Raw genomic sequence first — 16,284 nt, 5'->3', positions numbered from 1 at the left:
GTCAGGAGGATAGGCGGCTTGCGGCAAGCGATCTTTGTTGCAGCGCAAACAATTGTTGCAGTGCCGCAACTTGGTCTGCCCTTGCGGAAAATGGCGGGTCGGCACTACAGCGCCGCCGCAATGCTTGGCCGGGCGGCCAGGGTAGCGTCCCGCGTGGGATGCCGCGTCAGTTGGGGCAGGGGGGCGTCCGAATTGCGGCGAGCAGGTTCTGCTCGCATGCCACATGGCGGCGAACGGCCAGGAAATAGGCGCGCAGCATGTAGCCGATCGCATCCCAGGAGCGCTTGCCGCCGCCGCGCGAAAGGGTGACGAGGATCCGGACGATTTCATCGGCGGCAGCATGGTCCTGTGCATGTTCCCGGCGCAGCCGCTCGATCGTCGCCCCGGTGCCGACAGCCGGCAGGCGACCAAGGGCGGCGGGGAAGAGGATTTCCTCCTCCAGCCTGTTTGCCGCCGCGATGGCCGGCTTGAGCTCGGCGGCAATCTGCCGGCAGAGCCTGCGGTCGGGACGGGGAAGGGAATCGGCGACGGCTTCTAGCCTGTCGCAGATTTGCAGTGTCGCGCGATAAAGCCCGTTCAACTCGGTGAAACCAGCCGTCGAATTGGGATCGTTCATCGCCACCGGCCCTGCAACGCCTACTGGTTGAAGAACAGCACCGCCGCGATGGCGACCGATGCGAGCACCGCGGAAGCGGCGCCCGTGCGCTGCAGGACGCCCATGCGATAAAGCAGCAGCGCGAAGCCGACGATGATCGGCGTGGCGACCGAAAGGCCGAATTGGGCGTTGCTCATCGCGGTCTCCATTGGTCAATGCTGATGTCGATGTCGCAGATTTTCGCGCCCGTCACCTTGCGCAAACGCAAAGAAGCCCTGCCGCCGCGTGCCTAAGAAGCAGCATGGACATGACTGTTTCGACGCATGTGCAGGAAGACGAAGCGCCGGATGCCGGCGATTTCCTGCTCTGGATCCTGGTGTGGAGCGAGCTCGCCGCCTTCGGCATCCTGCTTGCTGCCTTCATGGTCGCCGGCATCGTGCAGGCGGACCAGTTCGCCGCCGCGCGCTTGCACCTCAACACGCCGCTCGCCGCGCTGAACACGGCCGTGCTGCTCACCAGCGGCTGGCAGGCGGCGCGCGCGGCGCGGCCTGGGGCGACGCGCGGACAGGTCAGGGGCGCGCTTGTCTTGGCTGCACTGTTCGGCTTGCTGTTCGTTGCCATCAAGCTGTTCGAATACAGCGGCGAGATCGGCCATGCCGGAGATGAAGCCTATGGCGTGTTCTTCGAGCTCTACTTCCTGCTGACGGGCTTCCACCTGCTGCACGTCGCCTTCGGCGCGCTGGTGCTGTTGCTGGTCAGCTGGCGGACCAGCCGTGCCAACGTCATCCTCATCACCACGCTGTGGCATGTCTTCGATCTGATCTGGATCGTCATGTTCCCGCTCGTCTATCTCCCGTGAGCGGCATGGCGGACGGCTCTTCCCCGCGGCTTGCCCGCTCCTGGCTTGTCCTTCTCGCCCTGACCGGGGCGAGCGTGCTGGCCGTCCGATTTGGCGGCGCGGCGGCCGGGGCCGCATTCGTTCTCGGCCTCGCCATGCTCAAGGCCCGCCTCGTCATCCTGGATTTCATGGGCCTGCGCGGCCAGGCGGCGATGTCGCGTGCGCTGCTGGGCTGGTGCCTGGTGCTTGCGCTGGGCGGCGCGGCCAAGGCGATCGCTGTCGCGATGTCGGCCGGCTGAGCCGCGGGCGACTTGTTTGCCAAAACGCAAAGAAGCTCTTCCCCAAACCCATAGAAGGTTCCGGTCCGGGTAACCCGGAGACCGCCGGGCTGTGCCTGTCGGGAGGGAAAACGATCGGGCCGAACCGCTGGCGCGGCCTCTGTCTGGAAAGGATCACGTGATGGCAGAACGCCTCACAAAAACGGGGGCTCGAAACGTCTTCTACGGCGGGTCGATCTTCTTTTTCGCAATCTTCGTCGGGCTGACGGCCCACAGCCATTTCTACATCCGCACGACCTCCACGGACGAGAAGACGCTGACGGACTCCGTCGCGCGCGGCAAGCATGTCTGGGAGAAGAACTCCTGCATCAACTGCCACACCATCCTCGGCGAGGGCGCCTATTTCGCGCCCGAACTCGGCAATGTCTGGAAGCGCTACGGCGGCGAGAGCGACCCCGAGGGCGCGCGCGAAACGCTCAAGGCCTGGATGGCGGCGCAGCCGTCGGGGATCGAGGGCCGGCGCCAGATGCCGCAGTTCAACCTCAACGACGAGGAACTGAACGATCTCGCCGATTTCCTCGAATGGACCAGCCGCATCAACACCCAGAAGTGGCCCCCGAACGAGGCAGGCTGAGGCGCCTAGGAGAGAGACATGAAATACGAAACGCAAAAGGTCGCGATGACCTATTTCTACGGCGCCCTGGTCCTGTTCCTGGCCCAGGTCGCCTTCGGTGTGCTGGCCGGCCTCGTCTATGTCGTGCCCAACACCCTGTCGGAGCTGTTGCCGTTCAACATCATCCGCATGATCCACACCAATGCGCTGGTGGTTTGGCTGCTGATGGGTTTCATGGGCGCAACTTATTACCTATTGCCCGAGGAAACCGAGACCGAGCTCTACAGCCCGAAGCTGGCGATCCTCCAGTTCTGGATGTTCTTCATCGCCGCGGGCATCGCCGTGGTCGGCTACCTGTTCCGGATCCACGAGGGCCGCGAATTCCTCGAGCAGCCCTTCGTCATCAAGGTGGGCATCGTCGTCGTCGTGCTGATGTTCCTGTTCAACATCACCATGACGGCGCTGAAGGGGCGCAAGACCGCCGTCACCAACATCCTGCTGTTCGGGCTCTGGGCGCTGGCGATCTTCTTCCTGTTCTCGTTCTACAACCCGTCAAACCTCGCGCTCGACAAGATGTACTGGTGGTACGTCATCCATCTTTGGGTCGAGGGTGTGTGGGAATTGATCATGGCGTCGGTGCTCGCCTTCCTGATGATCAAGCTCAACGGCGTCGACCGCGAGGTCGTGGAGAAGTGGCTCTACGTCATCGTCGGCCTCGCCCTGTTCTCGGGCATCCTCGGCACCGGCCACCACTATTACTGGATCGGCGCGCCCGGCTACTGGCAGTGGATTGGCTCGCTGTTCTCGACGCTCGAAGTGGCGCCGTTCTTCTCCATGGTGCTGTTCACCTTCCACATGACCTGGAAGGCCGGCCGCAACCACCCCAACAAGGCAGCGCTGCTGTGGTCCATCGGCTGCTCGGTCATGGCCTTCTTCGGCGCCGGTGTCTGGGGCTTCCTGCACACGCTGTCGTCGGTGAACTACTACACCCACGGCACACAGGTGACGGCGGCGCATGGGCATCTCGCCTTCTTCGGCGCCTATGTGATGCTCAATCTCGCCATGATGGCTTATGCCATTCCCGAGATCAAAGGTCGCGCGCCCTACAATCAGTGGCTGAACATCACCAGCTTCTGGATGATGGTCACGGCGATGTCGGTGATGACCTTCGCGCTGACCTTCGCCGGTGTCGTCCAGGTGCATCTCCAGCGCGTTCTGGGCGAGAGCTACATGGACGTGCAGGACCAGCTCGCCCTGTTCTACTGGGTGCGTCTTGGCTCGGGCGTCGTCGTGGTCGTCTCGGCGCTGATGTTCATGTGGGCCGTGCTGGTGCCCGGACGCCAACGCAGCGAGAAGCCCGCCCGCTCCCTGCAACCCGCCGAATGACACCGTCCTCCGGCCCCGGTTCGTCCGGGGCCGGACATCCCGCACCTGCGACCGCTTCCCACGGAGTTCCCCCGATGACCATTGCCCCCATGACGGCCAAGTTGCCGAATGTCCGCCCCGCCGCCGACAGCCCCGCCTATTACAGCCCCTCCGGCAACGAATGCAGCCTGTTCGAGCGCGCCTGGGCGCGGCGGCTGCCGCTGTTGCTCAAGGGCCCGACCGGATGCGGCAAGACGCGCTTCGTCAGCCATATGGCGGCGAAGCTCGGCCTGCCGCTGTCGACGGTCTCCTGCCATGACGACCTTGCCGCCGCCGACCTCACCGGCCGTTACCTCTTGATGGGCGGCGATACCGTCTGGGTCGACGGGCCGCTGACCCGCGCCGTGCGCGAGGGCGGCATCTGCTACCTCGACGAGATCGTCGAGGCGCGCAAGGATGTTGCCGTGGTGCTGCACCCTTTGACCGACGACCGCCGCATCCTGCCGCTCGAACGCACCGGCGAGCAGCTGGTCGCGCCGGCGAGCTTCATGCTCGTCGTCTCCTACAATCCTGGCTACCAGAACCTGCTGAAAAGCCTGAAGCCAAGCACCCGCCAGCGTTTCGTCGCCATCGAGTTCGACTTCCTGCCCAAGGCGGAGGAGATCGCGGTGGTGTCGGCGGAAAGCGGGTTGGCCGAAGGCCAGGTGGCGCCGCTGGTCGAACTCGCCCGGCGCATCCGCGCGCTCAAGGGCCACGACCTGGAGGAGGGCGCATCGACTCGCCTGCTCGTCTATTGCGCCACGCTCATCGACGCCGGCGTGCCGGCGCGCGAAGCGGTGCTTGCCGCGATGATCGAACCGCTGACCGACGAGCCCGACGTCAAGGCGGCAATGGTCGAGCTTGCCGATTCCTTGATCCGCTGAGGCCGGCCATGCTTGATTTCCTCGAGCTGGAAGAGACGGTCGGCCGCGCCTGGCATCGCCTGATCGGCCACGTCCAGACCTGGCCGCGCCATCCCGAACATGCGGTGCATCTGGCCGCCATGCAGCCGGTGCTTGCCGTCTGCTTTCGCGGATTCGGCGGCGAGGGTGCCGTCCAGATCGCTGCCGTGCGCGGCAGGACCTCGGGCCATCGCCTCGGCTGGCGCCAGCGCATGGGGCTCGGCGAGGAAAAGCTCGCCCAGCCGGCGCGCGACGGCTCGTCGCTGATGCTGCCGGCAGTGATCGACCTGTTCCCCGACAAGGGGCTCAACCGCGATCTCTATGTCTGGCTTTCTGCCTATATGGCCCTGATGCCGCTCGATCCCATCGTCGGGGCCGATCCGCTGCTGCGCGACCTCGAAGCCTTGCGGCGCGCGGAGGCGACGGTTGCCAGCGTCACGGAAATCTTCCCGGGGCTCGGGCGCCGCTATCGGCGCCTGGCGGCGGCCACGCTTGCCGCGCGCCATCGCGCCCCGATGCCCTCGGTCGAGGCGCAGATCGAAGGGCGCGTGACCAGCCTGCTCAGGCAGCAAGCCGGCCTGCCCGACGATACCCTGCCGGCGATCTTCCCGCACCGCGCTCCGGCGGGATACCTGCCGATGCTGCCCGTACCCTTGTGGCCCGACGCGCTGCTTCGGCCGGAGACCTCGCCCCGCCGCGACGAGGACGAGCCCGCGACAGGCGGCCGCGATGCCGGCGGTGTCGAGATCGAGCGCCAGGTCGCGGTGCGCGAGAACCAGGAGGCGCGCAAGGACGACCGCAGCCCGTTCATCCTCAACCGCTTCGAGAAGATCCTCGCCATGGCCGAGATGGTCAATGTCGACCGGCCCTCCGACGACAGCGACGACGATGCCAAGGCCGCCGAGGACCTCGACGACATGACGCTCGGCGAGCGCAAGGGACGCCCCGCGTCGCGCTTCCGCTTCGACCTCGACCTGCCGCCGGAAGCGCTGGACCGCACCCCGTTGACTGCGGAACGTACCTATCCTGAATGGGATTTCCGGACCGGCACCTATCTCCCCGATCACTGCCGGGTTCTGGCTGCGCCTGCTGCGGAAACCGGGATGGCCGGCGAGCCCGATCTCGAAACCCGGCGCCTCATCCGCCGCGTGCGCCGCCAGTTCGAGGTGCTGAGGCCGCGCCATGAGGTCCTGCGCGCCCAACTCGACGGCGTCGACCTCGACCTCGATGCCGTGGTGCGAGCCCGTTGCGATCTCGCCGCCGGCGGCCAGGGCAGCGACCGCATCCACCTGATGAGCCGGCCCCAGGTACACGATCTTGCGGTCACCATCCTGGTCGACGTGTCGCTCTCGACCGACGCCTGGTTCGACAATCGCCGGGTTCTCGACGTCGAGAAGGAAGCGCTGCTGATCCTTGCCAACGGCCTCGCCGCCTGCGGCGACAACCACTCGATCCTCACCTTCACGTCGCGGCGGCGCGACTGGGTTCGCATCGAGGTGGTCAAGGCCTTCGACGAGTCGATGAGCTCAACCATCGAGGCGCGTATCGCGGCCCTTAAGCCGGGCTATTACACCAGGATCGGGGCGGCCATCCGGCACGCCACGGCGGAGCTGGCAAAGCAGCCCAATCGCAAGAAGCTGCTTCTGGTGCTGACCGACGGCAAGCCCAACGACCTCGACCACTATGAGGGCCGTTTCGCGCTGGAAGACAGCCGCCGCGCCGTCATCGAGGCCCGCCGCAGCGGGCTTGGCGTCTTCGGCGTGACTGTCGACCGCGAGGCGAAATCCTACGTGCCGGCGCTGTTCGGCCAGAACGGCTACGCCATGGTCGGCAACATCGCCAAGCTGCCGGCCGCACTTCCCGCCATCTATCGCAGCCTTGCAGGCTAGGGGGACAAGGCCGCGATGGCGAAAGGCCCGGCGCGCCAGAGCCGGGCCTTTTTGCGTGGGGGGTGAAGGGATGCGACCTTTCAGAGACAGTTCAGTAGCGGCAGAACGCTGACCTAAGCCGCCTTGCTGTGGGTCCGGTTCGACTGGTCGATATAGGCGTCGAAGGCTGCGGCGACCGCACGGATGACGAAGCGGTGCTCCCGGCTGACGCGCACCACGCCATCGGCAATCGTCACCACCCCGTCGGCGGCCAGTTCGTTGAGCCTGCCATTGCCGGCAAGCAGCGCCGATGGGTCAACGCCATGCGTCCTGCAGATCGCGCCGACGTCGGCGCTGAAATCGCACATCAGCCGTTCGATGATCTCGGCCCGCAACCGGTCTTCTGCTGTCAGGCGATATCCCTTGGCGGTCGCGAGCTGTCCCGAAGCGATGTGCTGGGCATAGAGGCCTGGCGCTACTTCATTCTGCACATAGCCGTCCTTCATGCGGCCGATCGCCGACGCACCGAAGCCGATCAGCGTTTGGCAGTTGTCCGTCGTGTAGCCCTGGAAATTGCGCCTCAGCTTGCCCGCTTCCTGTACCTGGACGAGATCGTCGCCCGGCAGGGCGAAATGGTCGAGGCCGATCTGCCGGTACCCTGCGGCGGTTAGCGTCTCGGCAATGGCTTCTGCCTGGGCGTTGCGGGCGGCACCGTCGGGCAGGGCGGCCTCGTCGATCATGCGCTGGTGCTTCTTGAAGGAAGGGATATGCGCATAGCCGAACACCGCAAAACGGTCGGGCAGCATGGCCATCGCTGCATTGGCGGTGTCGATGCAGGACTGCACCGTCTGGTGCGGCAGGCCGTAGATCAGGTCGAAATTGATGCCGCTGACGCCGGCGCGGCGCAGGTTGTCGGTGGCTTCCGCCGTCTGCTTCTGGGTCTGGATGCGGTTGATCGCCTTCTGCACCACGGGATCGAAGCTCTGGACGCCCAAGCTGGCGCGGGTGACGCCCGCCGCGCCGAGCGCCAGCGCCATTTCGGCCGTCAGGCGGCGCGGGTCGATCTCGACGGCGATGCCGGTCGTGTCGGAGAAATCGTAGTGTTCGCGCAGCAGCGCCGCCAGCGCCAGGAACTCGGCCGGCGAGACGATGGTCGGCGTACCGCCGCCGAAATGCACTTCTCCGACCGGCAGCCGGTGCGGGATGCGCGCCGCCACCATGCGGATCTCGTCGTGCAGCACGGCAAGGTAATCCAGGATCGGCCGGTCCTGCCTGGTGATGGTGGTGTGGCAGCCGCAGTACCAGCACATCGAGCGGCAGAACGGGATGTGCAGGTAGAGCGACACCGGGTCGTTGCCTGGCAACTGTTGCAGCCAGTCGCCATAGGCGCCCGTGCCGATGGCCGGCGAGAAGCGCGGCGCGGTGGGGTAGCTCGTGTAGCGGGGCAGGCGGGTCTCGCCATATTTCTCCAGTATGGTTGCGGTCATGGCTTTTCCAGTTCTGTCGCTGTTGCTTCCGACTGATCTAGGCCGCCGGCTGCCTGGTCTCTTTGCGAAATGCCAAGCTGGGGCCATTTCCCCGAATTGTTTGCGTTTCGGCAATCTCGGCCTTCGCCTTCCGCTCTAGGGTTTCCCGCATCCGGGGGCAGGGCGGCCGCTTCTCCCGGCATTTCCTGTTGCGGGCCGGAGGACAGAACGACATGGCAATCGCCGAAGCCGGAAGCATCCCCGTGATCGATGTCAGGACCATTCCCCGGATGGAACGCCATCCCCGGATATTCGCCATGGTGGATGCGCTGGCGCCTGGCGCAACGTTCGTGCTGGCCAGCGATCATGACCCGCGCCCGCTGCATTACCAGCTCGAAATGGCGTTCCCGACGGAACTCACCTGGGAGTATCTGGAGCAGGGCCCCGAGCTCTGGCGCGTCGAGATCGGCCGCAATGACGGGCAAGGCTGCGATTGCTGCTGCGGCAGCCATTGAACCAGAGCCGGCTGGCCAGCCGCTAGCCCTGACGCCATCGCTGCTTTGGCAAATAATCGGAGAATGCTCGGACTTGGGCGCGGGCGTTTTCTGGCACAGGGACGGGTTTTGAACTAGTATCCGCGGTCGGCGCCGTCGCGTGTCGCGGCTGCCGGCGGAGGATGGCAATGCGCAAGCTCCAGTCTCAAGGCGTTCACCACATCACACTGGTCGGCGCCGACAGGAAGACGTCGATCGATTTCTGGGAAGGCGTGCTCGGCATGCCTTTCATCTTCGAACAGCCCAATCTCGACAGGGCCAGCGAAAGCCACCTCTATTTCGACCCCGGCGACGGACGCCTGATCACCATCTTCACCGACGAGAACCGCAAGCCGGCACCGGAACGGACCCCGACGGACATCGGCTGCGTCCACCACATCGCGTTTGCGGTCTCGCGCGTGACCTTCCTGCAGGCCGTCGCCCGTCTCGACGAGCGCGGCATCAGGCACAGCGGCGTCAAGGATCGCGGTTTCATGGATTCGATCTATTTTGAGGATCCGCTCGGCCTGCTGATCGAACTCGCCTCCTATCGTTTCGAGCCGCCCCACGGTCACACGCATGCCGACGTGCTCATGGAGGCGCACAAGGTGAGGGTTGCCCGCGGCGACTACAACATTGCCGAGATCCACCTGGCCGACGCTATCGAAGCGCTGGTCGAGGGGAGCCGCGCGACCCTGTCGTCCGACCGGACGCCGAAGGATCCCTACACCAAGAGCTGACACACAAGCAGGGAGCGATGACATGCCCGACATCAAGCTCAACGTGATCAAGCCCAGCGTCAACAACATGGCCGCGCGCGTGTTCGTCCGTGCCGCCGGCCTCGACTTCGCCGAGAACGACGTGTTCGGCCAGACCAGGTCGCCTGAATACCTGGCCATTTGTCCCGCGCATCTGACGCCGATGATCGAGACGGCGGAGCTTCCGAACGGTGCGCTCTGGGAGAGCTGCGCGATCATGCAGTATCTCAGCAACAAGCACGGGCTGGAGGGGCTTTACCCGAGCAGCCCGGAAAAGCGGGCGATGATCGACAGCGCCATGTTCTACCTGATAGGCACGTTCTACCCGTATCTCGCGCGGGCGACCTATCCGGCGCTGAATTTTCCGCAATATCCGGGCGAGGTCGGCCACAGCGATGCCGATCCCGACACCAAGGAGAAGGCGCGCAAGGCGGCCGTCGAGGCACTCGCCGAACCGCTCGATGTCTTCCGCACGTTCTACATCAAGGACAAAAGATTCATCGGCGGCGACAAGCCGTCGATCGCCGACATCCGGTTCGCAGCGACGCTGGAATTCCTGGCGGTCATCGACTATCCGCTGCCGGCCTGGGCGAAGGACTATGTCGCGGCGATGGAGGATGCGCTCGGCCAGGCCTATGCCGAGCCTGCGGCCGACGTGCGCGGCTACATCGGCTATGTGAGATCGCAGGCCAGCTGACGCAGCAGTTCCAAGACCTCGATTGCCGCATTGCACAATTAACGGCGGCGCGCAAAATAGGGCATGGCCGCCAAACCTCTCGCCGTGCTCGTCATTGACGAAAACCGCATCCGCGCCTCGATCATCGAGGCGGGGCTGCGCGAGGCCGGCCATGACGAGGTGACGCTCGTCCACGATGTCGCCGGCATCGCCCGGCGCATCGCCGAGATCAATCCCGACGTCATCGTCATCGACCTGGAAAATCCCAACCGCGACATGCTGGAGAACATGTTCCAGCTGTCGCGCGCGGTGAAGCGGCCGATCGCCATGTTCGTCGACCGCTCCGACAGCGCCTCGATCGAGGCGGCGGTCGATGCAGGCGTGTCGGCCTATGTCGTCGACGGCCTGAAGCGCGAGCGGGTCAAGCCGATCCTCGACATGGCCGTCAGCCGCTTCAACGCCTTCTCGCGCCTGTCGCGGGAACTGGAAGAAGCGCGCAGCGAACTTGAGGACCGCAAGGTGGTCGACCGGGCCAAGGGCATCCTGATGAAGTCGCGCGGGGTCTCCGAGACGGAGGCCTATGCGCTTCTGCGCAAGGCGGCGATGAACCAGAACCGCAAGCTTTCGGAGATTGCGCAGAGCCTTGTGACCGCTGCCGGGCTGTTGGGAGACGACGCATGACCGACGTCCGCTTCGAGATTTCAGCCGGCTTCCTGCCATTGCTCGACAGCGCGCTTCTGGTCGCGGCCAGGGAGAAGGGCTTTGCCGCAGCCGAGGGCATCGCGCTCACCCTGTTGCGCGAGACCTCATGGGCCAATATCCGCGACCGGCTCGCCGTCGGGCATTTCCAGGTGGCGCATATGCTGGCGCCGATGCCGATTGCCTGCAATCTCGGCCTGACGCCGCTGGCCGCGACCACCGTCGTGCCTATGGCGCTGGGGCTCGGCGGCAACGCCATTACCGTTTCGAATGCGTTGTGGCGCGACATGGTCGGGCATGGCACCAGCGCCGATCTTTCGCCGCGCGCTGCCGGCGACGCTCTCAGGGGCGTCGTTGCCGATCGTGTCCGCGCAGGTGCCGCACCGCTGCGTTTCGCTGTCGTGCACCCGCATTCGGGCCACAACTACGAACTGCGCTACTGGCTGGCCGCCTGCGGCATCGACCCCGACCGCGACATCGAGATCGTGATCCTGCCGCCGCCGCTGATGGCTGATGCACTGGGATCCGGCTCCCTCGACGGCTACTGCGCCGGCGAGCCCTGGAATACCGCCGCCGTCATGCTCGGCCATGGCCGCATTGCCACGGTGAAGGCCAAGATCTGGCGTTCCAGCCCGGAAAAGGTGCTGGGGGCAGATGCGCGCTGGGCCGAGGCCAACTCCGATGCACTGGCGGCATTGCTGCGCGCCATCCATCACGCAGCGCAGTGGTGTGCCTCGCCAGCCAATCACACCGAACTGGCAGGCATCATGGCAGCTCCCGTCTATGTCGGACGACCGGCGGACTGGATGTTGCCGGCGCTCTCGGGCCAACTCCGGACGTCGGCGGACAGTTCCGTCGAGGTCGACGACTTCTTCATGCCGCAGGCGAGGGCGGCGACGTTTCCGTGGAAGAGCCACGCATTGTGGTTCTATAGCCAGATGGTGCGTTGGGGGCAGGCCGGGCATTCGACCGAGAATGCCGCGATCGCCCGCGAAACCTACCGGCCAGACCTTTATCGCGCCGCGCTCAAGCCGCTGGGCGCGGCCTTGCCGGGCGCCAACGCCAAGGTCGAGGGGGCACTGCCCGCGCCAACCCCGGTCGGCTCGGCCGGGGCCAGCCTAGTGCTCGGCCCGGACGGCTTCTTCGACGGCGGCCTGTTCGATCCCGACGATCTCGACGGCTATATCGCGGCTCAGCGAATGGCAGGCGGCGGTTGATCATTTTTGTGCACTGCACATAAAACAGGCAGATGTCGGTGCCGGTTGATCATCGTTTGATCGCCGGCATATTGACGGCTCAGATCACGTTGATCATGTAAGCATCTGAAAATGAATGGAAACGCCTCGCGCTGCCAAACTGGCACGGTTTGTGCGTTGCAATAGACGAGGCTGAAAGGCCAGACATATCGGCGTCCAATGGCGGGCGCCCCAGGCAAAGCTGCCGACCAGAAGACCGCGATCCCGGATGTACGGACGCGCGACCCTGGCCGGCAGCTTTTTTGTTTTCGCGATCCAGAGAAGCGCGGCGCCTCCCACGCCGCACAACGGAGCCGACAATGACCGCAACCCTCCAAGCCGCGCCCAGCCAGGACAATGCTCCGGTCAGGGCGCTTACTATCTCCACCCTCGCTTTCACCGTCTGCTTTGCCGTGTGGACAATCTTTTCGATCATCGGTGTGCGCATCAAGCAGGAGCTGGGCCTCTCCGAAACCCAGTTTGGCCTCCTCATCGGCACCCCGATCCTGACCGGCTCGCTGGTGCGCATCGTGCTCGGCGTCTGGACCGACCGTTTCGGCGGACGCCTCGTCTACACCTCCACCATGCTGGCGGCGGCCATCGCCACCTTCCTGCTCGCCTTTGCCCAGACCTACAGCCAGATGCTGATCGCAGCCCTTGGCGTCGGCCTCGCCGGCGGTTCCTTCGCCGTCGGCGTCGCCTATGTCTCGCGCTTCTTTCCCGCGGGAAAGCAGGGCACCGCGCTCGGCATCTTCGGCGTCGGCAATGTCGGCGCCGCCGTCACCAAGTTCCTGGCGCCGTTCGTCCTGCTTGCCGGCGGCTGGCAGGAGGTGGCGCTGATCTGGGCCGCTTGCCTCGGCTTCATGGCCTTCATCTTCTGGTTCGCCAGCGAAGACGACCCGGTCATCCGCCAGCGCCGCATCCATGGCGCAGAGCCAAAGAGCTTCTGGAACGAATTCGCACCGCTCAGGAATGTCCAGGTCTGGCGCTTCGGCCTCTATTATTTCTTCTCGTTCGGCGCCTTCGTCGCGCTGGCGCTGTGGCTGCCGCGCTATCTGATCGGCGTCTACGGCTTCGACATCGTCACTGCGGGCATGATCGGCGCCGCCTATTCCATCCCGGCCAGCATCTTCCGCGCCTATGGCGGCGTGCTGTCCGACCGGATCGGCGCCCGCACGGTGATGTACTGGACGTTCGGTGTCTCGGCGATCGCCACGCTGATCCTGTCGCTGCCGACGGCCGACTATGTCGTGCATGGTATCAGCGGGCCGATGTCGTTCCATTTCGAGGTCGGGCCGGTGGCTTTCATGGTCGTTGCCTTCGTCCTCGGCTTCTTCATGAGTCTGGGCAAGGCCGCCGTCTATAAGCACATCCCGGCCTATTATCCGGAGAATGTCGGCGCAGTCGGCGGCCTTGTCGGCATGATCGGCGGCCTTGGCGGCTTCATCCTGCCCATCGCCTTCGGCGCGCTCAACGACCTCACCGGCCTTTGGTCGAGCTGCTTCATGCTGTTGTTCGCCCTCGTCGTCGCTTCGCTCGTCTGGATGCACCTGTCGGTCCGCAGGATGTCGCGCGACAGCGTCGACGAGCCGCTGACCTTCGCCGCCCAGTGACACCGCCAAGGAGCACCGTTATGACCGAGAGACTTGTCATCATCGGCAACGGCATGGCCCCCGGGCGCATGCTGGAGCACCTGCTGGAGGCCGCACCCGGCCGCTACCAGGTCACCATCTTCAACGCCGAGCCGCGCGTGAACTACGACCGCATCATGCTGTCGCCGGTCCTGTCGGGCGAGAAGGGCTATGAAGAGATCATCATCCATGGCGACGGCTGGTACATCAAGCACGGCATCACCCTCTACAAGGGCCACAGGATCGTTGCCATCGACCGCACGGCCAAGACCGTCACGTCAGATCATGGCGTCACCGAGCCCTATGACAGGCTCGTCATCGCCACCGGATCGGTGCCCTTCATCATCCCGGTGCCGGGCAACGACATGGCCGGCGTGCTGAGTTACCGCGACCTCGACGACGTCAACGCCATGCTGCTCGCCGCCCAGTCGCGGGCCAAGGCCATCGTCATCGGCGGCGGCCTGCTCGGCCTCGAAGCGGCCGCCGGCCTGCAATCGCGCGGCATGGATGTGACGGTGCTGCACGTCATGCCGACGCTGATGGAGCGCCAGCTCGATCCGGCCGCCGGCTACCTGTTACAGAAGGCGGTCGAGGCGCGCGGCATCAAGGTCATGACCAAGGCCAACACCAAGGCCATCGTCGGCCACGGTAAGGTCGAGGGCGTCGAGCTTGCCGACGGCACCATCATCCCGGCGACGCTGGTGGTGATGGCGGTCGGCATCCGGCCCAATGCGGCGATCGCCAAGGACGCAGGCATCGACACCAATCGCGGCATCGTCGTCGATCACGGCATGCGGACCTCGGACCCCGACATCCTGGCACTCGGCGAATGCGCCGAGGTAGGCGGCCAGGTCTACGGGCTTGTCGCGCCGCTCTACGAGATGGCACGCGTGGCAGCCGCCCACCTCGCCGGCGAGCAAACGGCCGGCTTCGTCCACTCCGACACGCCGACCAAGCTCAAGGTCACCGGCATCGACCTCTATTCGCTCGGCGACTTCGCCGATGGCGACGACCGTGAGGAGATCGTGCTGCGCGACGCCGCGGCCGGCATCTACAAGCGGCTGGTGCTTAGGGACAACCGCGTCATCGGCACGGTGCTCTACGGCGAGACCGGCGACGGCGCCTGGTTCAACGACTTGAAGAAGAAGCAGACCGACATCTCGGAGATGCGCGATACGCTGATCTTCGGCCAGGCCTATCAGGGAGGATCGCCGCTGGACCCTATGGCGGCCGTTGCGGCACTGGCGGATGATGCGGAAATCTGCGGCTGCAACGGCGTCTGCAAGGGCAAGATCACCGGCACCATCGCGGAAAAGGGGCTGACCTCGCTCGACGACGTGCGGGCGCATACCAAGGCGTCCGCCTCCTGCGGTTCCTGCACCGGGCTGGTCGAGCAACTGATGACGCTGACGCTGGGCGACAGCTACAACCCCGCCGCCGTGCAGCCGATGTGCAAGTGCACCGACCTCGGCCATGACGACGTGCGCAGGCTGATCAAGGCCAAGGGGCTGAAGACCATCCCCGAAGTGATGCAGGAGCTGCAGTGGAAGACCTCCTGCGGCTGCGCCAAGTGCCGGCCGGCACTCAATTACTACCTCGTCTGCGACTGGCCGGACGAATATGCCGACGACTACCAGTCGCGCTTCATCAACGAACGTGTCCACGCCAACATCCAGAAGGACGGCACCTATTCGGTGGTGCCGCGCATGTGGGGCGGGGTGACCAATGCGAACGAGCTGCGCGCCATCGCCGACGTCGTCGACAAGTTCGAGATCCCGCTCGTCAAGGTCACCGGTGGCCAGCGCATTGACATGCTGGGCATCAGGAAGGAAGACCTGCCGGCTGTGTGGTCCGATCTCGGCAAGGCGGGCTTCGTCTCGGGGCATGCCTATGCCAAGGGGCTGCGCACGGTGAAGACCTGTGTCGGCTCGGACTGGTGTCGGTTCGGCACGCAGGACTCGACCGGCCTCGGCATCCGCATCGAAAAGTTCATGTGGGGCTCGTGGACGCCGGCCAAGCTCAAGATGGCGGTGTCGGGTTGCCCGCGCAACTGCGCCGAGGCGACCTGCAAGGACGTCGGCGTGATCTGCGTGGACAGCGGTTTCGAGATCCACTTCGCCGGTGCCGCCGGCCTCGACATCAAGGGCACCGAGGTGCTCGGGCTGGTGAAGAGCGAGGATGAGGCGCTCGAGGTGATCGTCGCGCTGACACAGATGTATCGCGAGCAGGGCCGCTATCTCGAGCGCATCTACAAATGGGCCAAGCGCGTCGGGGTGGCCGAGATCAAGCGCCAGGTCCTCGACGATGCCGAGAAGCGGCAGGCCTACTACGAGCGTTTCGTTTTCAGCCAGAAGTTCGCCCAGGTCGATCCATGGTCGGAGCGGGTCTCCGGCAAGGACAAGCACGAGTTCCGGCCGATGGCGTCCGTCGGCTTTGCGGAGGCAGCGGAATGAGCGGGATGGATTGGATCGCGATCGGCACGTTGGCCGACATACCGTTGCGCGGCGCGCGCTGCGTGAACACGCCACAGGGCAAGATCGGCGTGTTCCGTACCGCCGAAGAGCAGGTCTTCGCCATCGAGGACCACTGTCCGCACAAGGGCGGGCCGCTGAGCCAGGGCATCGTGCACGGCGCGTCGGTGACCTGCCCGCTGCACAATTGGGTGTTTTCGCTGGAGACTGGCAAGGCCCAAGGCGCCGACGAAGGCTCGGTCAGGACCATCCCGCTCAAGGTTGAGGACGGGCGACTGTTCATTGCCCTCGACGTCCTGGCTTCGAAGGCTGCCTGA

At 65.3% G+C, this 16,284-nt stretch carries 17 protein-coding genes; 14 read left to right on the top strand and 3 right to left on the bottom strand.

The genetic code is table 11. The annotated features are described in order from the left end of the window. Positions 1 to 166: 166 nt before the first annotated feature. A complete protein-coding gene (locus WHT83_RS20495) occupies positions 167 to 616 on the bottom strand; it encodes a hemerythrin domain-containing protein (RefSeq protein WP_406874021.1) in 450 nt (149 codons plus the stop codon). A gap of 20 nt (positions 617 to 636) precedes the next feature. Then, positions 637 to 792 carry a hypothetical protein gene (locus WHT83_RS20490; RefSeq protein ID WP_406872236.1) on the bottom strand — a complete coding sequence of 52 codons (156 nt, stop codon included), beginning with the start codon at positions 790 to 792 and terminating at the stop codon, positions 637 to 639. Positions 793 to 902: 110 nt separating this feature from the next. Here WHT83_RS20490 and WHT83_RS20485 point away from each other — a divergent pair, with 110 nt between their 5' ends. The 6 genes from WHT83_RS20485 (at position 903) to WHT83_RS20460 (ending at position 6,519) form a co-directional block, all read left to right on the top strand. Continuing rightward, entirely contained in the window at positions 903 to 1,454 is a 552-nt protein-coding gene (locus tag WHT83_RS20485) for a cytochrome c oxidase subunit 3 (RefSeq protein ID WP_406874020.1), read from the top strand. Between the two features lie 5 nt (positions 1,455 to 1,459). Beyond that, the gene (locus WHT83_RS20480; protein WP_406872235.1) at positions 1,460 to 1,732 is read left to right on the top strand and encodes a cytochrome C oxidase subunit IV family protein; all 273 of its coding nucleotides are present in this window, start codon (positions 1,460 to 1,462) and stop codon (positions 1,730 to 1,732) included. A 160-nt stretch (positions 1,733 to 1,892) separates the two neighbouring features. Continuing rightward, positions 1,893 to 2,345 carry a cytochrome c gene (locus tag WHT83_RS20475; RefSeq protein ID WP_055970023.1) on the top strand — a complete coding sequence of 151 codons (453 nt, stop codon included), beginning with the start codon at positions 1,893 to 1,895 and terminating at the stop codon, positions 2,343 to 2,345. An 18-nt stretch (positions 2,346 to 2,363) separates the two neighbouring features. Next, on the top strand, positions 2,364 to 3,710 hold the full coding sequence (locus tag WHT83_RS20470) for a cbb3-type cytochrome c oxidase subunit I (RefSeq protein WP_183260191.1): 1,347 nt from the start codon (positions 2,364 to 2,366) through the stop codon (positions 3,708 to 3,710). Between the two features lie 89 nt (positions 3,711 to 3,799). Continuing rightward, positions 3,800 to 4,612, top strand: a complete 813-nt coding sequence (locus tag WHT83_RS20465; RefSeq protein ID WP_406874019.1) for a CbbQ/NirQ/NorQ/GpvN family protein — start codon at positions 3,800 to 3,802, stop codon at positions 4,610 to 4,612. Between the two features lie 8 nt (positions 4,613 to 4,620). Beyond that, entirely contained in the window at positions 4,621 to 6,519 is a 1,899-nt protein-coding gene (locus tag WHT83_RS20460; protein WP_406872234.1) for a nitric oxide reductase activation protein NorD, read from the top strand. Positions 6,520 to 6,632: 113 nt separating this feature from the next. On the opposite strand, the gene hemN is transcribed toward WHT83_RS20460, so the two are convergent. Beyond that, positions 6,633 to 7,985, bottom strand: coding sequence for an oxygen-independent coproporphyrinogen III oxidase (gene hemN / locus WHT83_RS20455; protein ID WP_406872233.1), 1,353 nt, complete (start codon positions 7,983 to 7,985; stop codon positions 6,633 to 6,635). Positions 7,986 to 8,197: 212 nt separating this feature from the next. Between hemN and WHT83_RS20450 the strand changes: the two genes are divergently transcribed. The 8 genes from WHT83_RS20450 (at position 8,198) to nirD (ending at position 16,284) form a co-directional block, all read left to right on the top strand. Beyond that, positions 8,198 to 8,479 (top strand): DUF2249 domain-containing protein, encoded by a 282-nt coding sequence (locus WHT83_RS20450; RefSeq protein ID WP_406872232.1) that lies wholly within the window; start codon positions 8,198 to 8,200, stop codon positions 8,477 to 8,479. A 167-nt stretch (positions 8,480 to 8,646) separates the two neighbouring features. After that, positions 8,647 to 9,237: a VOC family protein gene (locus WHT83_RS20445; protein WP_183260199.1), complete on the top strand. Its 591-nt coding sequence runs from the start codon at positions 8,647 to 8,649 to the stop codon at positions 9,235 to 9,237. Positions 9,238 to 9,259: 22 nt separating this feature from the next. Beyond that, positions 9,260 to 9,952 (top strand): glutathione S-transferase family protein, encoded by a 693-nt coding sequence (locus tag WHT83_RS20440; protein ID WP_183260201.1) that lies wholly within the window; start codon positions 9,260 to 9,262, stop codon positions 9,950 to 9,952. Between the two features lie 63 nt (positions 9,953 to 10,015). Next, complete coding sequence (locus WHT83_RS20435; RefSeq protein ID WP_108607531.1) at positions 10,016 to 10,612, top strand: ANTAR domain-containing response regulator; 597 nt, start codon at positions 10,016 to 10,018, stop codon at positions 10,610 to 10,612. After that, positions 10,609 to 11,847 carry a CmpA/NrtA family ABC transporter substrate-binding protein gene (locus tag WHT83_RS20430; RefSeq protein ID WP_406872231.1) on the top strand — a complete coding sequence of 413 codons (1,239 nt, stop codon included), beginning with the start codon at positions 10,609 to 10,611 and terminating at the stop codon, positions 11,845 to 11,847. The genes WHT83_RS20435 and WHT83_RS20430 overlap by 4 nt, the downstream gene beginning before the upstream one ends. Positions 11,848 to 12,185: 338 nt before the next feature. After that, a complete protein-coding gene (locus tag WHT83_RS20425) occupies positions 12,186 to 13,478 on the top strand; it encodes a nitrate/nitrite transporter (protein WP_406872230.1) in 1,293 nt (430 codons plus the stop codon). 20 nt (positions 13,479 to 13,498) lie between these two features. Then, a complete protein-coding gene (gene nirB, locus WHT83_RS20420; RefSeq protein WP_406872229.1) occupies positions 13,499 to 15,949 on the top strand; it encodes a nitrite reductase large subunit NirB in 2,451 nt (816 codons plus the stop codon). A gap of 5 nt (positions 15,950 to 15,954) precedes the next feature. Further along, positions 15,955 to 16,284 carry a nitrite reductase small subunit NirD gene (nirD, locus tag WHT83_RS20415; RefSeq protein ID WP_108607535.1) on the top strand — a complete coding sequence of 110 codons (330 nt, stop codon included), beginning with the start codon at positions 15,955 to 15,957 and terminating at the stop codon, positions 16,282 to 16,284.

It is taken from the genome of Aminobacter sp. P9b (genome assembly GCF_045345995.1).
GTDB lineage: Bacteria > Pseudomonadota > Alphaproteobacteria > Rhizobiales > Rhizobiaceae > Aminobacter > Aminobacter niigataensis.
The sequence above is the reverse complement of the archived record's forward strand: the minus strand, read 5'-3'. Positions and strand labels throughout refer to the sequence as shown.

Excerpts from the sequence above, each read along its gene's own strand:
- WHT83_RS20480 (WP_406872235.1), top strand. The coding sequence starts at position 1,460 with ATGGCGGACGGCTCTTCCCCGCGGCTTGCCCGCTCCTGGCTTGTCCTT.
- WHT83_RS20490 (WP_406872236.1), bottom strand. The coding sequence starts at position 792 with ATGAGCAACGCCCAATTCGGCCTTTCGGTCGCCACGCCGATCATCGTC.
- WHT83_RS20445 (WP_183260199.1), top strand. The coding sequence starts at position 8,647 with ATGCGCAAGCTCCAGTCTCAAGGCGTTCACCACATCACACTGGTCGGC.
- WHT83_RS20465 (WP_406874019.1), top strand. The coding sequence starts at position 3,800 with ATGACGGCCAAGTTGCCGAATGTCCGCCCCGCCGCCGACAGCCCCGCC.
- WHT83_RS20440 (WP_183260201.1), top strand. The coding sequence starts at position 9,260 with ATGCCCGACATCAAGCTCAACGTGATCAAGCCCAGCGTCAACAACATG.
- WHT83_RS20470 (WP_183260191.1), top strand. The coding sequence starts at position 2,364 with ATGAAATACGAAACGCAAAAGGTCGCGATGACCTATTTCTACGGCGCC.
- WHT83_RS20425 (WP_406872230.1), top strand. The coding sequence starts at position 12,186 with ATGACCGCAACCCTCCAAGCCGCGCCCAGCCAGGACAATGCTCCGGTC.
- hemN (WP_406872233.1), bottom strand. The coding sequence starts at position 7,985 with ATGACCGCAACCATACTGGAGAAATATGGCGAGACCCGCCTGCCCCGC.
- WHT83_RS20450 (WP_406872232.1), top strand. The coding sequence starts at position 8,198 with ATGGCAATCGCCGAAGCCGGAAGCATCCCCGTGATCGATGTCAGGACC.
- WHT83_RS20475 (WP_055970023.1), top strand. The coding sequence starts at position 1,893 with ATGGCAGAACGCCTCACAAAAACGGGGGCTCGAAACGTCTTCTACGGC.
- nirD (WP_108607535.1), top strand. The coding sequence starts at position 15,955 with ATGGATTGGATCGCGATCGGCACGTTGGCCGACATACCGTTGCGCGGC.
- WHT83_RS20485 (WP_406874020.1), top strand. The coding sequence starts at position 903 with ATGACTGTTTCGACGCATGTGCAGGAAGACGAAGCGCCGGATGCCGGC.
- nirB (WP_406872229.1), top strand. The coding sequence starts at position 13,499 with ATGACCGAGAGACTTGTCATCATCGGCAACGGCATGGCCCCCGGGCGC.
- WHT83_RS20435 (WP_108607531.1), top strand. The coding sequence starts at position 10,016 with ATGGCCGCCAAACCTCTCGCCGTGCTCGTCATTGACGAAAACCGCATC.
- WHT83_RS20495 (WP_406874021.1), bottom strand. The coding sequence starts at position 616 with ATGAACGATCCCAATTCGACGGCTGGTTTCACCGAGTTGAACGGGCTT.
- WHT83_RS20430 (WP_406872231.1), top strand. The coding sequence starts at position 10,609 with ATGACCGACGTCCGCTTCGAGATTTCAGCCGGCTTCCTGCCATTGCTC.
- WHT83_RS20460 (WP_406872234.1), top strand. The coding sequence starts at position 4,621 with ATGCTTGATTTCCTCGAGCTGGAAGAGACGGTCGGCCGCGCCTGGCAT.